Source organism: Alicyclobacillus sp. ALC3, assembly GCF_028751195.1.
Classification (GTDB): domain Bacteria; phylum Bacillota; class Bacilli; order Alicyclobacillales; family Alicyclobacillaceae; genus Alicyclobacillus_L.
In genome coordinates this window covers 4,817,327-4,832,688 of the sequence record NZ_CP066784.1, presented here as the reverse complement: position 1 = coordinate 4,832,688, position 15,362 = coordinate 4,817,327, and the positions used below count along the sequence as shown (strand labels likewise).

Sequence of the window (15,362 nt, the reverse complement as noted above, 5' to 3'; positions counted from 1 at the left end):
GTCACCTTCCCTAATCAAAAGATCGGCGGGCGGTATTCGCCAAAGACAGAACGCAACACATTGCTGACCTCGCCAATTGTGGCGTACTTGCGGACCGCGTCAATGATATACGGCATCAGGTTGGTCGACTCGCCTGCAGCTGACCGCAGTTTCTCGAGTGCGGCAGTACATTCAGCCGCAGAGCGGTCTTCGCGCAACTTTGCCAGCCGCCGCGCTTGTTCCTCTCCAAGCCGTGGATTGACACGCAGAAGTTCCGGTTCAACTTCGTGATCAACCTTGAATTTGTTGACACCGACGACGACCTCGTCACCGCGTTCAATCGCGCGCTGCAAGTCGTATGCGGCTTTGTGGATCTCCTGCTGCATGTACCCTTGTTCAATGGCTGCTACAGCGCCGCCAAGTTGGTCGATGTAGTCAATGTACTTCCAAGCGCGCTCTTCCATGGCGGTTGTCAGAGACTCGACGTAGTAGCTGCCCCCAAGCGGGTCGACAGTGTCTGCAACGCCGCTCTCGTAGGCGATAATCTGCTGTGTACGCAGGGCGATGCGAGCCGAATCCTCCGTAGGCAACGCGAGAGCTTCGTCACGCGAGTTAGTATGTAAACTCTGCGTGCCGCCGAGGACAGCGGCCAACGCCTGCAAGGTCACTCGCACGATGTTGTTGTCCGGTTGCTGCGCTGTCAGCGTGCTCCCGCCGGTTTGGGTGTGAAACCGCAGTTGCATCGAGCGTGGATTTTTAGCGCCAAAGCGCTCTTTCATGATGTGCGCCCACATGCGCCTAGCTGCGCGAAACTTGGCAATCTCCTCGAAAAAGTCGTTGTGCGCGTTAAAGAAAAATGACAATCTGGGTGCAAAGTCGTCAACCGCAAGGCCTCCATCAACTGCGCTCTGCACGTAGGCAATCGCGTTCGACAGCGTAAAGGCCACCTCTTGCACCGCAGTCGAACCTGCTTCGCGGATATGGTAACCACTAATGGAGATGGTGTTCCAGTTTGGAACGTCACGCGCGCAGAAGTCGAAGATGTCTGTAATCAACCGCATGGACGGTTTTGGCGGGAAAATGTACGTCCCGCGAGCCACATACTCTTTCAGTATGTCGTTCTGCACCGTCCCGTTCACACGAGTCCAAGGCACCCCCTGGCTTTCAGCGACTACCAGGTACATGGCGAGTAACACTGATGCCGGTGCGTTGATCGTCATTGACGTGCTGACTTGGTCGAGGGGGATTTTGTGAAACAGCGTTTCCATGTCCAGACGTGACGAAATTGACACGCCCACTTTGCCTACTTCCCCACGCGCAAACGGGTCATCGGCGTCGTAGCCGATTTGTGTCGGCAAGTCAAAAGCTGTGCTTAGCCCGGTTTGACCCTGAGAGAGCAGGTACCGAAAACGCGCATTTGTCTCCTCCGCAGACCCGAACCCAGCATACTGGCGCATCGTCCAGTAACGACCTCGGTACATCGTCGGTTGAATCCCCCGCGTGTATGGGAATTCACCCGGAAAGCCGAGTTGTTCTATGTAGAAATCCTCATCCGTCACGGCGGCGGTTGGGACGTACAGGCGCTCAACGGGCACGTCGGAGTGGTTAACAAACTCCGATTTACGTTCTGCCCGCTTGGCGACGGCGTTCTCCACATTCGCTTGCCATGCCTGATACCTGTCGTGGAGTGTCACACAGTACCCTCCTCTAGTGGAGACCCCTGTTCGATTAGATCAACTTCAAATACGCGCCCAAACGCAGCAAAAAGGCGCTGCTCCCAGTCTGCAAAGGACGGCGCCGCATTGGGGCCTAGTTCCTGTGCGACGGACGTCACGCCTTTATCGTGTAATCCACACGGTACAATCGTATCAAAGTGGGCCAAGTTTGTCGTGACGTTGAATGCGATCCCGTGTGTCGTCACAAACTCGCCAGTGGCGCGTCGCCTCGCGCGCACACCAATCGCGCAGATTTTTGCGTTTTTGACCCAAACGCCCGGGTAGCCGTCGGCGCGGCGCGCCTCAATACCTGCAGTGGCAGCAGCTTCAATTGCGGTCTCCTCGAGCATCTCCACGTACCGCCGAATTCCATTGCCCCACGGCTCAAGGTGCAGCACCGGGTACATGACAACTTGGCCGGGCCCATGGTAGGTGACGTCTCCGCCACGATCAATATGGCGTATGACCATCCCGAGTTCTGCCAACCGTTCAGGCGATGCGAGAATGTTCGCTTCCGAGCCGCTCTTCCCGATCGTCAGCGTAGGTGGATGCTCCACGGCGTACACTGTCTGCTGTTCATCGTGCATGTCAAGGAGAGCGCTCGCGCGCCCTTGCTGAGTCGCGAGTGCGTCGTCGTACGCCGTACGGCCCAAGGAGACGGCACGCACCTGTGTGAGTGTCGGACGTGTTCGAGGCGACGTCATTCCTGCGTCGCCTCGACACCCGCTTGTCGGGCAGACTGAAGTGGGAGTCCGTTCGCGCGCTCAACCTGGTCACGAGCGTGGTACGAACTGCGCACCAAAGGCCCTGCTTCCACGTGGGCGAAACCGCGGCGCAGTCCTTCCCCGCGCAACTTTAAAAACTCTGTTGGCGTGTAGAATTTCTCGACCAATAAGTGTGTTTTGGTCGGTTGAAGGTACTGCCCAATCGTTAAAATGTCAACACCAGCGACTCTCAGGTCATCCATCGTTTCCAGGAGTTCAGCTTCGCTTTCGCCGACACCGACCATGATGCTCGACTTTGTCCGGATATCAGGTCGTGAAGCCTTCGCACGGCGCAGGAGCTCCAGAGTACGGTCGTACTTCGCCCTTGAGCGCACGCGGTCAGAAAGTCGCCGCACCGTTTCAATGTTATGGTTCAAGATATCAGGCGACGCATCGAGGACACTTTGCAACGCATCCCAGTTTCCGAGAAAGTCAGGAATCAGAACTTCCACACCACATCCAGGAACGAGTTCACGGATTGCACGAATGGTGGCAGCAAATACTGCGGCGCCCCCGTCAGATAGGTCGTCGCGCGCCACACTCGTCACGACAACGTGCTCCAGGCCCATCCTTTCAACCGCTTCTGCGACCCGCTTGGGTTCTGCCCAGTCGAGTTCCGTAGGTTTACCACTCGTCACGGCGCAGAACCGACACGCCCTCGTACAGACGTCACCGAGAATCATGAACGTTGCCGTACGCTGTTCCCAGCACTCGTAGATATTCGGGCAACGCGCCTCTTCACAGACGGTGTGTAGTGCGCCAGTCCGCATGATTTTCTTTAGATCCCGGAAGTTCGGTCCGGAAGAAATATGGATTTTCAGCCACTCCGGCCGATCCTTCGCCTGTTGTCGCATAACTTCTGTCTTGTGGCGCTGCTTTTCAGCGAGTTTGGATTCCGTCACTGTGCCACCTCCGCGGTTGGCCCGGCTGTGCCGGGGACCTCGTCAAACTCCATTCAGTTTACTGCAGTGGGCTAGTATAGTACAGTTTCCGCGCCGAACGAACACAACCGTTCACGGACCGCTTGAAGAAACTGCCCTGCAACCCATCCGTCCAGCACCCTGTGGTCCAGTGACATGCAGAGGTTCACCATGCTTCGGATTGCGATTGCATCGTTGACGACGACTGGGCGCTTGACGATGCTCTCACAAGACAAAATGGCTGCTTGTGGCGCATTGATAATCGGTTGCGATAAAACCGAACCGAACGCCCCTGTGTTGTTGACTGTAAAAGTACCACCTTGTACGTCGTCGACAGTGAGTCTCCCGGATCGCGCTTTCGCCGCTAGCTCGTTGATTCTGTGCGCCAGCCCCGCGATGCTGAGGTTGTCCGCGTCGTGAATCACAGGCACAGCAAGACCGGCGTCGGTGGCAACCGCGATGGAAATGTGGATTCTCTTTTTAAAGTGAATTTGCCCGTCTACCCACGATGCGTTGACCTCAGGGAAGCGCTTTAGCGCCTCGACAGCCGCTTTGATGAAAAACGGCAAATAAGTTAAGTCCACTCCCTCGCGGCGCTTGAAGTCTACCTTCGTTGCGTCGCGAAATTGGGCAAGACGCGTTACGTCTGCTTCGACCATGGTCCACGCGTGCGGTGCGTCGTGCTTGCTGTCGACCATGCGCCGCGCGATGATCTTGCGAATCGCTGTGGCTTCCACGACTTCGACGTCGGCGTCCGGCGACTCCGTTTTGCGCTCTGACCGGCTGGTATTCGGAGCTGGCGGTCTCGTCGGCAGAGGGCTTTGAACCCCGCGAGCGGTATCCGCCTTGACTTCTGTTGCAGCCGCTGGGTGGCTTTGTCTGTGTTCTAAGTATACAAGCACATCTTTGCGCGTGATGCGGCCGCCTTCACCACTTCCGGCTACGTCAGCTAGGTCGACATCGTGCTCCTGTGCAAGGGACAATACCGCGGGTGAGAAGCGACCACTCGGTCTTGGTGCAGGGGCCGACGGCGCCGCGCGCTCCGCACCAGACTGTTGAACGTTGGTATCGCTCTTGGCGGCTTCGGATTCCGATGATTGGCCTTGTCCCGAGACATTCGGAACAGGCGGGGTCGCGTCCGATGTAGTGGCAAGGCGACACAAAACCGTGCCAACAGACACCGTATCCCCTTCTGCTACGCAAATTTCCTGAAGTATCCCGTCAAAGTCTGAAGGCACCTCTGCTGTCACTTTATCCGTGACTACCTCGAGCAGGGGCTCATACTGTGCGACCGGATCACCGATCTTCTTGAACCACTGACCGACTGTTCCTTCGGTCACGCTCTCACCTAGTTGTGGCATTTTAACGTCTGGCAAGTGTGTCACTCCTTTGCTGTCGACGCGGGTCCGTTGATCAGAAGCTTAGAACCGTGCCAGTTCGCGCATTGCATTTGTGACTTTGTCAATGTCGAGCAGATAAGCTCGTTCGAGCGGAGGAGCAAATGGCATTGCCGGGACTTCCGGTCCAGCCAGCCGTGCAATCGGTGCGTCCAGGTCAAACAGCGCCTTCTCCGCAATCATCGCTGAGACTTCAGCGCCGACGCCTGCCACCTTGTTGTCCTCGTGTACGATCAGTACTTTGCCGGTCTTGCGAGCTGCAGCCAAAATGGCTTCTTCGTCCAGGGGGCGAAGCGTGCGCAAGTCCAGAACTTCAGTGGAGATGCCCTCCGTTGCCAGTCGGTCGGCAGCTTCAAGCACAAGGTGCAGCACATAGCCGTATGAAATGACGGTGATGTCGTCGCCTTGACGACGGACGGCAGCTTTCCCGAGCGGTACAATATAGTCTTCGTCTGGCACGTCTTCCTTCAGCAAACGGTAGAGTTTTTTGTGCTCAAAAAACAGCACAGGGTCAGGATCACGGATGGCTGCGCGCAACATGCCTTTGGCGTCTGCAGGCGTGGCAGGCGTGGCGATCTTCAGACCTGGGACATGGGCAAACAGCGCCTCGACACTTTGCGAGTGATACAGCGCGCCGTGGATGCCGCCACCGTAGGGGGCGCGGACGACCAGCGGACAAGACCAGTCACCATTGGAACGATAGCGCATTTTTGCCGCTTCCGAGACAATCTGGTTCATGGCTGGCAAAATGAAATCTGCGAACTGGATTTCTGCGACCGGGCGCATCCCCACCGCCGCCGCCCCGATGGCTACGCCAACAATCGCCGACTCAGCCAGTGGTGTATCCACCACGCGAGCTTCACCGAACTGTTCGAACAGCCCGGACGTTACTCGGAACACACCACCGCGCACACCAACGTCTTCGCCAAGGACGAAGACCCGATCATCTGCTGCCATCTCAGCGGACAAACCGTCGTGGATTGCCTCAATGTACTGACGAACGGGCATTTAGAGCACCTCCTGGGCGTAGACGTGGTCGAACAGCGTTCCTGGGTCTGCGGAAGCCGCCTGTTCGGCATACCGAGTCGCTTCGTTCACATCTTCCTGAATTGCCGCGACCAAGTCAGCTTCCTCGGCTTCGCTCAGGACCCCGTTTTCGAGCAAGTACGCCTTCATGCGCACCAGCGAATCCGTCCGTCGCGCCTCTTCAACCTCTTCGCGCGAGCGGTAGGCGCGGTCGTCGTCATCACTGGAGTGTGGAACCAGTCGGTAGGTTTTGGCTTCTACAAGGGTCGGTCCGCCGCCTGCCCTAGCTTTCTCGACAGCCTCTTTCATCACGCGGTAGACTTCGAGCGGCTCCATGCCGTCCACAACCACGCCTTCAAATCCGTAGCCAATGGCGCGGTCGGCGACGTTGATGCAGCCGAGTTGTTTGCCTTCCGGTACGGAGATGGCATAGCGATTGTTTTCACAGAAGAAGATGACAGGCAACTTGTGCACACCTGCGAAATTCGCAGCTTCGTGAAAGTCGCCCTGGTTGCTGCTGCCTTCGCCAAAGGACACGTACGCCACGCCGTCTTCACCACGCATTTTGCTTGCAAGTGCAATCCCAACGGCATGTGGGATTTGCGTGGAGACAGGACTTGACCCTGTGAGGATTCGACGGGACCGGTCGCCGTAATGCCCTGGCATTTGTCTGCCCCCGCTGTTCGGGTCTTCTGGCTTGCCGAATGCTGCTAAGAGTTCTGTACGCGCCGTATGACCGTACGCCAAGACCATGCACAGGTCTCGATAGTAAGGGGCAATGTAATCCTTATCCTGATCTAGCGCAAAGGCAGCGCCAGCCTGCGCTCCCTCTTGACCTTGGCAAGAGATCACAAACGGAATCTTGCCGGACCGGTTCAGCAACCACATCCGCTCATCCACTTTTCTTGCCAACACCATGTAGCGGTACATTTCGACCACTTGCTCATCCGTCAACCCATATAAACGGTGACGCGGTGTCTCTGTCATCGTGGCGTTCCTCCCCTCGGAATTCGTCACGTGCTGTTCACCCCCCGTGTATGGCACTGCCGTCAACCGCCAGTGCAGCTTCGCCGATCGCTTCAGAAAGTGTGGGATGTGGGTGGATTGTCCTGCCAATTTCCCACGGAGCAGCGTTCATCACTAACGACAAACCTGCCTCTGAGATGAGGTCTGTCGCGTGTGGGCCGATAATATGGACCCCGATTACGTCTGCTGTCTCTGCATCTGCAATGATTTTAACAAAACCGTCGGCTTCGCCCTCAACCAACGCCTTACCGTTGCCCTTGAAGCTGAATTTCCCTGTTTTGACCTGACGTCCAGCCTCTATTGCCGCAGTTTCCGTGAGACCGACACTGGCCACCTCAGGTCGGCAGTACGTGCAGCGCGGGATGAGTAGCGTGTCTAGGTGCGCTGCCGGGCGGCCTGCCATGCCCTCGACCGCGTGAATCCCTTCATGCGCGGCGACGTGAGCAAGCTGCAGTCCACCAATCACGTCGCCGATGGCGTAAATGCTGTTCTCTGCGGTCTTGTAACTCTGATCTACAGCAATGACTCCGTTCGTAAGCTTGACATCGGTGGCTTCAAGCCCGATATCCTCGACATTTGCGACTCGTCCCACTGCCACCAACACGAGTTCTGCCAAGAGTCGCTCGCGTCCGCGCTCCGTCTCCACCTCTAAGCAGACCCCGTCTTCGGTTTCCGCGTACGTATTGGCGATCACGGCTGCCCCTGTCAGTACATTCACTTTGCGTTTCTTGAACAGTCTTGCCAATTCCGCTGATACGTCCGGGTCTTCTCCCGGCACTAGACGTGGCATGTACTCGACAATGGTCACATCGACCCCGAAATCACTCCACATCGATGCCCACTCCACTCCAATGGCTCCGCCCCCAACGACGATGGCAGACTTCGGCGGAGTTTGCAGTTGCAGGGCGTCGTCGCTCGAGACCACGTGTTTTCCGTCAAACGGCAACCCTGCGAGGGGCTTTGGTCGTGACCCTGTCGCAATCAAAGTGAACCGCGGCGATAGGATTATCGGGTCCCCTTCCGCGAGTTCAACAGACACCGCCCCCGCCTGCGGCGAGAAGATAGAAGGTCCCATCACTCGCCCAGTTCCCTGCAAAACTTCAATGCCGTGCTTCTTCATGAGAAACTGAACGCCTTTGTGAAGTGTCGAGACCACTTGGTCCTTACGAGCTATTGCAACTTCAAGGTTGAACTCAGGAGCGGAGACAGCGACTCCGAAGTCAGCAGCGTGTTTGACTGTGTTCAACACTTGAGCACTTTTCAAAAGAGCCTTGCTGGGGATGCAGCCTCGGTGCAAACAAGTGCCTCCGAGTCGGTCACGTTCAACCACGACAGTCTTTAGACCGAGCTGTGCGGCGCGTATTGCGGCCACGTAACCGCCAGTACCACCGCCGAGCACCACTAGGTCGAGGTCTTGGTTCGGCACTCCATCACCTTCCTCTCCACTTGTACTCTGTCAGGTTAGCCCACGTTTAGTGATGCGTCCTGCGCGGTGCGTTCTTCGCCTGTTCCAAGTAGGTACTGCGCACAGCTCGCAGCTGGTCAATGCGCGCCTGTGCCATGCGGTTCGCTGCCAAATGGGTCGGCAGGTTGTCCCGGCTTGATGTTTCATATAAGCGCAGCATGATGTCATAAATGCCTTCCACTTTCGCGCGGGCCCGTTCGACTTGATACCCTTCTAGTTCGTCTGCGACGTTAATCAACCCACCCGAGTTAATCACGTAATCTGGGGCGTACAATATCCCCATTTCGTGCAACGCGTCGCCATGTCGTTCTTCTGCAAGTTGGTTGTTGGCAGAGCCCGCGATGGCTTGACAACGCAAGTGCGCGATTGACTGGTCGTTGACGACCGCACCCAGCGCACACGGAGCGAGAATGTCGCATTGGACAGAGAGAATGTCCGAAGGGGCGACCACTTTCGCGTTCAGTTCTTCTGCAGCCCGCCGCAACACTTCATCATTGATATCTGAAACGATGAGTTGCGCACCGACGTGGTGCAGGTGTTCAGCCAGTTCGTATCCGACACTTCCTAAGCCTTGAATAGCGATGGTCTTTCCTGACAGGTCATCCGTTCCGAGCGCAACCTTAGCAGTCGCGAGCATGCCGCGAAATACACCGAGAGCTGTCATCGGACTCGGATTTCCACTTGAGCCGTACGTCTTGGAAATACCGGTCACGTAGTCTGTTTCTTGATGAATGATGTCCATGTCGTGAACGTCGGTCCCGACGTCCTCTGCTGTAATGTAGCGACCGCCAAGTCCCTGTATATAACGTCCTAACGATCGGAACAGAGCTTCCGTTTTGTCTGTCTTTGCGTTTCCGACAACGACCGTCTTGCCGCCGCCGAGGTTAAGTCCCGCTGCTGCTGCCTTGTACGTCATGCCCCGGGCGAGCCGCAAGGCGTCTGTCAATGCCTCTTCTTCGCTCGCATACGACCACATGCGGCAACCGCCTAGCGCCGGGCCGAGGGTTGTGTCGTGAATCGCGATGATGGCTTTCAGTCCTGATGCCTGGTCGTGACAAAACACAACTTGTTCGTAGTCATAAGTCTCTAGGTAGTGAAACAGTTCCATGGTGTCTGCCTCCTCATTCGGCCCCGCTGCATAACCCGGGCAATCGCGACAAAGTCACAGCAAGGGTCTCACAGTATCCTGTGCGACATACGTAAGGAAGCAAAATTCGTGCCACAGTGAAAAACCCGCGATGTCTGCACACGGGGGGCCAACGAAGCCGACTGAAGGGCCGCTGTGACAAGACCTGCGTGCACATTATTGCATGCCACGCAAAAAAATGCATGCAAGCGCTTTCCAGCCAACCCCGACTCCTCAATCCTTGACAGGCATCTGCCCCAGCTTGTAGTACAACGACCGAACGGAAATACCCAGTCTGCGGGCCGTCTCAGTCTTGTTTCCACCGCACACTGAGAGAGCTTGAATAATGGCATGGTGCTCCGCATCTCGCACGACTTCTTCGAGGGGGCGTACCGATTTATCCAAATTCAATAACATCAGTTCGAGCCTGCCCTTCGCTTTCGGCAGTGCCGCAGCTTCGGGCTGAGTCTGCACAAACACAGGTAAATGGTAAGCTTCAAGAACCTGGTCGCGGTAGCTAATGTTGATCATCGCGCGCCCGATGACATTCTCGAGTTCACGGACGTTCCCCGGCCAGTCGTAAGCCGACAACGTCTCCACAGCGGCATCGCTCATTCGTGTTACGTTGCGGCCGTATGCTTGGTTGTGTCGAAGTAAAATTTGCGTCGCGATACTAGGGATGTCCTCTTTGCGGTAGCGTAAGGGTGGAATGACGATTGGAATCACGTTCAGTCTGTAGTACAGGTCTTCACGAAACCGTCCAGCAGCCACAGCTTGTTCCAAGTTGACGTGAGTGGCGGTGATAAGGCGTACATCGACCGGGATCGGATGCGTGCCTCCAACTCGGACCACTTCCCGCTCTTGGATGGTTCGAAGCAACTTGGCCTGTGTCGTCACATTCATCTCGCCGACCTCGTCGAGAAACAATGTCCCACCCGAAGCCTCCTCAAACAGACCTCGTCGTCCGCCGCGTTTGGCCCCCGTAAAAGCGCCCTCTTCATATCCAAACAGCTCGCTCTCCAACAAGCTGTCAGACAGTGCTGCACAACTCACACGCACAAACGGCCCGTTTCGACGTGCGCTCTCATTGTGAATAGCATGGGCAAATAGCTCTTTGCCAGTGCCAGATTCGCCGCGCAGCAGTACGGTCGCTGGCGTCTGAGCCGCCCGCCTGGCTTGGTCAATGGCTACGACCATTGCCGGACTTCTCCCGACAATGTCTGAGAAGCTGTACTTGGCCTGTAGAGTTCTCAGCAACTGGTTGGCTCGCGCAAGTTCCTCCGTCAAGTGTTTGATTTCAGAGATGTCGTGAAGCACACCTACGCTCCCGCGCAGTTCGTCTCCGACTAAAATTGGCGCGACATCGACGACCACCTCACGCCGATACGGCCCCACCTTCATCTGCACGTTTTTCACAGGCTCCCGCGTTCTCAGTACCTTCATGTGCATACTATCGCCTTCTGCGATGTCTACGTCCGCAGGGTTACCGATGACTTGCTCAGGAGCCATCCCTGTCAATCGCGTATACGCGGGGTTGATCAGAATTTGTACACCAGTTTTATCGACGACAGTGATTGCGTCCTGGGTGCTGTTGATAATCGCTTCAAGAAGCGTTTGCACTTCGCGTAGATTCGTGGCTTCTGTCGTGTCAGCGAGGAACAGCATGAAGAATTTCAACGCATCTCCAGCAATCACGACGATGCCTGGTGGAGCTGAGGTGCGTAGGTGTTCGTATACAGAATCGTCGCCTGTCGCTTCCAGAACGACGTCGACTTCATGGTTGTGCATGGCGGTGATGGCTGCAGCCACATCCGTGTGGACCGCAATGCCGCGCTGTCGGGCGAAGGTGACCCCTGGAGCGGTGGACGACTTATCGACAACTCCGACCACGTGAATGTCCCGGTGGTCTACGGTCGCCTCCATGACCTGGCGGCCGCCTCGTCCTGCCCCTACGACCATCACTCTAAACACCTAGCGTCTCCCCTCTCTTGCCCATTGTAGCATCAGTAGGGGCAGACTAGACCCGGGTCATCGTGCCTCCTTCACTTGTCAGCCATTGACTCGTTACGGTGAAACACCCCGCTTTTTCCGCCTGCCTTGTACTCGAGTCGGACAGACTCAATCACCATACTGCGGTCTACCGCCTTGCACATGTCGTAGACCGTCAGTGCGGCCACACTGCATGCAGTCAGCGCCTCCATCTCGACTCCGGTTTTATAAGTCGTACCGACCGTAGCTTCAATCCCAAGCACTGTCTCGGACAAAAACTCGCAACGAACTTTAACATTCGTCAACATGATGGGGTGACACAGCGGGATCAGATCAGAAGTGCGCTTTGCCCCCATGATGCCCGACAACTCAGCTGTTGCAAGGACGTCACCCTTTGCGAATGCTTTGTCCAGAATGCGCTGCCTTGTCTCTGGCTGCATACGCACGTGCGCAGAGGCGACTGCTACCCGCTCTGTGTCTAGCTTTTCGGATACGTCGACCATTCTTGGACGCCCATCGTCGTCAAAGTGAGTAAATTTGGCATCTTCACGATTCACTGCTGGTTCCGTAGGGATCTCCCCTCACCTCTGCTGATTTGGCACGTACTCTTCACCTATGTCCACTTTACCATTGGTCATTGCAGTTCTTCACTTTTGTTCTTTAGCCAGAACTCCCCTACAGCGAAAAGTCAGGGGCTCTGCTTGTCCCCCCTACCCACAGAAGCTACTATGGGGACAGGGGGTGGCATGGTGAAACTAACCATTAAACTATTCGCTGGGTTGGCCGAACGTGCTGGGTCGTCGGCCATCACGGTCGATATTCAGAGCGAAACGATCTCGGTGGAGGCACTTAAGGCTGTCGTCGAAGAACGCTTTCCCGACAACGTCGATAGTGTGCGGCGCGCGTTGGTTGCGATTAACCGGAGGTACGTAGAGGACGGACAACTGATTTCGGCCAGCGACGAAGTTGCCCTGATTCCACCAGTCAGCGGCGGCAGTCCATACCCATCCTGCCGCATCACGACCGAGCCACTCGAGCCCGCGGAAGCTCTGTTGGAACTCGCTGACCCGGCGTTTGGAGGTACGGTTCTGTTTTCCGGCACCGTGCGTGAATGGACACGTGGTCGCCAGTCGCTGTACCTAGAATACGAAGCATATCTCGATATGGCACTTGCGCAAATGCAAAAAATCGAGGCAGAAGTTCAGGCCGAGTGGCCCGGTGTTCGCACACTGCAGTGGCATCGCATTGGGCAACTGTTCCCGACCGACATTGCCGTACTTTGCGCTGCCGCTTCCCCGCATCGAGACGCCGCATTTCAAGCAGCGAGAACATTAATTGAGCGACTGAAAAAAGAAGTGCCGATTTGGAAGAAGGAGTTTTACGCGGACGGTGAGACCACCTGGCAGGAGACCCCGTGAGTCATTCTCCTGCCACCTGCCAACGCAGGACGCCATCGCCATCCGGGTGACTGACGGCGGCCCCAAGCGACTCCATCCAGTCGAGATACCCCACAACTTCCGACAGAATGAGCGGTGCTTGGTCAGTTCGTTCCGGGAAGTACGCAACTGCGAGCGCATACGCCGACGACTTACCGAGGCTTTTGAGTAGGTCCTTGAGTTCATTGCGACGCCGTTCTTGTTCGATTAACCGGCTGGCAATTAAACTGTTGGCGCCCTGAAATGGGTCACCATGTCCAGGGTACACCGTTTCAATCGGCAACGACTGTAGAAACTGCAAGTTTTCCCGATACTGGATGAGACTACGTGTGCGCACAGCTTCGCTCCCGACGGGAGCCCCTGCCTGCGGCTCGATTACCGCGTTCGACGAGATACGTGGCAACACCTGGTCGCCGCCGATAAATTCTCCCGTCTGCTCATTCCACAGCGCCACCGCTGCCTGAGCGTGACCTGGGACATAGAGAACAGAAAAGCCTGGCAACTGTTCAAACGCTTGGCCAGGCAAGAGCGGCACATCAACAACCGACCGGTCGGTCAACTGAGCCAAAAAATTGAGCATCCGCTCCGCATAGACAATGTCCTCCACTGACATACCCATCTGGCGAAAAAATTGTTTGTCGAAGGCTCGCCGATAGCGCGCCCAGTCGCCGTCCGGGTCCAACCAGTTAGCAACCCCAGGGTGAGCGTACACTTTCACACCGTAATTGCGAAACCACTGGGTCGATCCCGTGTGGTCGACGTGACCGTGTGTCAATACCAGCGCGTCGATGTCATGTGGATGAACGCCAAGTCTGGTCAACTGCTCTGCAAGCAGATTGCGGCATTCCTCCGTGTGAATTCCCGAGTCGACGAGCACCTGTGCTCCCCCGGCGCGCACCAGATAGGCGTTGACGGTGCCAATGGGTAGCCTCGTTGGCAGTTCCAACCTGTGAATTTCCGTCTTCTTCTGCACGGTCATGTGACCACCAACCTCTCTAGCCATACTCGTACAGTCTCTGCTGCCAACGCCTGCAGTCACTCTCCTGACCTATGATACCGTGCTACCTCTGCGTTCACAACGCTTCCGTTCTCTCACGACTCTTCTAAACTCTCGCGTCCGTTCATAGACTTGAGACTGTAAGCAAGCCAGGGACACACACTTGCCCCGGACGGGAGGCCCACTGCAATGCCAAGGAAACAGGACGTTACTCGATGGATCTCAATGGCACTGGTCGCGTTCGGGATTATGGCAGCTTGCTTGTCCAGCCTGTTTCTTCTCTACGGCGGAGGCAACTGGCAGCGCGCCGCCCAGTCTCAAGCCTCGTCGCTGTCTGCGACAGTCGTCAGCGAACTGGTTGGGACAAGCCACTATCAGTTGACCCAAACACAAAGGGGGATGTCGCTGCCGGTTGCGTTGGCCAAGGTGTTCCGTCTGCCGATCTCAGACCCGCTGGCCATGCTAACTTCAGAACTGCCTGCACCAGCCGGCCCGAATCTGCCAGCGGTGTCTGCACAGGGCAGTCTCATGACATCGCTTGCCAAATGGCAGGCCAAATCACATCACGTAGAACTCGGCTGGTTACCAGACGAGTCCACCCAGTCCTCCATTCAGACGATCAACGGCAATCCAGGGATAAATGTCGTGAGTCCAGAATGGCTGCAGCTGTGGTCGCCCACCGGGATCGTCAAAAACTACTCCAACCCTGCCGTAATCAAGTACGCCCATCAGCACCACATCGCAGTGTGGGCGATGTTTGACAACCAGTACAGCGCGACTTTGACGCACGCTCTACTCACCAATCAAGCGGCCCGCGCCCAAGCCGTGCAAGCGGTCGCGGCGGCCGTGCGAACGGACCATTTGGATGGTGTGAACATCGACTTTGAGAACCTCTACTCCTCTGACCAGGCGGCTTTTACTCAATTTGTTCAAGCGCTTCATCAGGCGTTGGCGAAAGAGCACGCTGTTCTATCTGTTGACATCACACCAGACATCGTGCCGTTGCAGGACAATGCTGCCTACTTTCACGCTGGTCTAGCTGCCGCCGCTAATTATGTGGTCCTGATGGCCTACGACGAACACTGGAGTGGTGACTCGGTCCCAGGGCCCGTCGCCGATGTGCCTTGGGTGACGCGAGCTGTAAATGACCTGCTTGACACGGGCGTGCCGGCAGACCAATTGATTCTCGGGCTTCCGTCCTACACACAGTTCTGGCACGTTTACCCGGATGGAAGCGTAAGCAGCCAAGCGCTTGCTGACTCCGCCGTTCCCGGCATTCTCGCGTCGCATCACTCGACGGGCACGTGGAACGCACAGCTTGGCGTGTACTATGCTCGTTATCCCCTTTCCACAGGGTACGAGGAGGTTTGGTATCCTGGTCCTCGCACCTGGACAGATAAACTCAACCTCGTCTCCAGTAACGGACTCGCCGGCGTTGCGGTTTGGTCTCTGTCTCTGTCCAATGCGCACATTTGGTCGACTGTTGTAAACGCGCTGCGGCAGTCAATTTCATGAGGAATAC

General features: G+C 56.5%; 13 protein-coding genes. 2 read left to right on the top strand and 11 right to left on the bottom strand.

Going from position 1 to position 15,362, the window contains the following annotated elements; translation table 11 throughout:
- Nucleotides 1-14: 14 nt before the first annotated feature.
- The 10 genes from JC200_RS22910 to moaC form a co-directional block, all read right to left on the bottom strand.
- On the bottom strand, nt 15-1,673 hold the full coding sequence (locus tag JC200_RS22910; protein WP_443111858.1) for an acyl-CoA mutase large subunit family protein: 1,659 nt from the start codon (nt 1,671-1,673) through the stop codon (nt 15-17).
- On the bottom strand, nt 1,670-2,398 hold the full coding sequence (gene lipB, locus JC200_RS22905) for a lipoyl(octanoyl) transferase LipB (RefSeq protein WP_274434042.1): 729 nt from the start codon (nt 2,396-2,398) through the stop codon (nt 1,670-1,672). The genes JC200_RS22910 and lipB overlap by 4 nt, the downstream gene beginning before the upstream one ends.
- Nucleotides 2,395-3,360, bottom strand: coding sequence for a lipoyl synthase (lipA, locus tag JC200_RS22900; protein ID WP_274434041.1), 966 nt, complete (start codon nt 3,358-3,360; stop codon nt 2,395-2,397). The genes lipB and lipA overlap by 4 nt, the downstream gene beginning before the upstream one ends.
- 71 nt (nt 3,361-3,431) lie before the next feature.
- The gene (locus JC200_RS22895) at nt 3,432-4,754 is read right to left on the bottom strand and encodes a dihydrolipoamide acetyltransferase family protein (RefSeq protein ID WP_274434040.1); all 1,323 of its coding nucleotides are present in this window, start codon (nt 4,752-4,754) and stop codon (nt 3,432-3,434) included.
- Between the two features lie 45 nt (nt 4,755-4,799).
- A complete protein-coding gene (locus JC200_RS22890) occupies nt 4,800-5,783 on the bottom strand; it encodes an alpha-ketoacid dehydrogenase subunit beta (RefSeq protein WP_274434039.1) in 984 nt (327 codons plus the stop codon).
- Entirely contained in the window at nt 5,784-6,788 is a 1,005-nt protein-coding gene (locus JC200_RS22885) for a thiamine pyrophosphate-dependent dehydrogenase E1 component subunit alpha (RefSeq protein WP_274434038.1), read from the bottom strand. It abuts the gene before it with no gap.
- Nucleotides 6,789-6,825: 37 nt separating this feature from the next.
- Complete coding sequence (gene lpdA / locus JC200_RS22880; protein ID WP_274434037.1) at nt 6,826-8,253, bottom strand: dihydrolipoyl dehydrogenase; 1,428 nt, start codon at nt 8,251-8,253, stop codon at nt 6,826-6,828.
- 46 nt (nt 8,254-8,299) lie between these two features.
- Entirely contained in the window at nt 8,300-9,400 is a 1,101-nt protein-coding gene (locus tag JC200_RS22875) for a Leu/Phe/Val dehydrogenase (protein WP_274434036.1), read from the bottom strand.
- A 252-nt stretch (nt 9,401-9,652) separates the two neighbouring features.
- The gene (locus tag JC200_RS22870; RefSeq protein ID WP_274434035.1) at nt 9,653-11,389 is read right to left on the bottom strand and encodes a sigma 54-interacting transcriptional regulator; all 1,737 of its coding nucleotides are present in this window, start codon (nt 11,387-11,389) and stop codon (nt 9,653-9,655) included.
- A 71-nt stretch (nt 11,390-11,460) separates the two neighbouring features.
- A complete protein-coding gene (gene moaC, locus JC200_RS22865) occupies nt 11,461-11,964 on the bottom strand; it encodes a cyclic pyranopterin monophosphate synthase MoaC (protein WP_274434034.1) in 504 nt (167 codons plus the stop codon).
- Between the two features lie 192 nt (nt 11,965-12,156).
- Here moaC and JC200_RS22860 point away from each other — a divergent pair, with 192 nt between their 5' ends.
- Nucleotides 12,157-12,825 (top strand): molybdenum cofactor biosynthesis protein, encoded by a 669-nt coding sequence (locus JC200_RS22860; protein ID WP_274434033.1) that lies wholly within the window; start codon nt 12,157-12,159, stop codon nt 12,823-12,825.
- A 1-nt stretch (nt 12,826) separates the two neighbouring features.
- Here the strand turns inward: JC200_RS22860 and JC200_RS22855 are convergent, their stop codons facing one another.
- Complete coding sequence (locus tag JC200_RS22855; RefSeq protein ID WP_274434032.1) at nt 12,827-13,822, bottom strand: MBL fold metallo-hydrolase; 996 nt, start codon at nt 13,820-13,822, stop codon at nt 12,827-12,829.
- 207 nt (nt 13,823-14,029) lie between these two features.
- Here JC200_RS22855 and JC200_RS22850 point away from each other — a divergent pair, with 207 nt between their 5' ends.
- A complete protein-coding gene (locus JC200_RS22850; protein WP_274434031.1) occupies nt 14,030-15,355 on the top strand; it encodes a glycosyl hydrolase family 18 protein in 1,326 nt (441 codons plus the stop codon).
- Nucleotides 15,356-15,362 lie beyond the last annotated feature (7 nt).

Excerpts from the sequence above, each read along its gene's own strand:
- lipB (WP_274434042.1), bottom strand. The coding sequence starts at position 2,398 with ATGACGTCGCCTCGAACACGTCCGACACTCACACAGGTGCGTGCCGTC.
- JC200_RS22890 (WP_274434039.1), bottom strand. The coding sequence starts at position 5,783 with ATGCCCGTTCGTCAGTACATTGAGGCAATCCACGACGGTTTGTCCGCT.
- JC200_RS22885 (WP_274434038.1), bottom strand. The coding sequence starts at position 6,788 with ATGACAGAGACACCGCGTCACCGTTTATATGGGTTGACGGATGAGCAA.
- JC200_RS22875 (WP_274434036.1), bottom strand. The coding sequence starts at position 9,400 with ATGGAACTGTTTCACTACCTAGAGACTTATGACTACGAACAAGTTGTG.
- JC200_RS22855 (WP_274434032.1), bottom strand. The coding sequence starts at position 13,822 with ATGACCGTGCAGAAGAAGACGGAAATTCACAGGTTGGAACTGCCAACG.
- JC200_RS22850 (WP_274434031.1), top strand. The coding sequence starts at position 14,030 with ATGCCAAGGAAACAGGACGTTACTCGATGGATCTCAATGGCACTGGTC.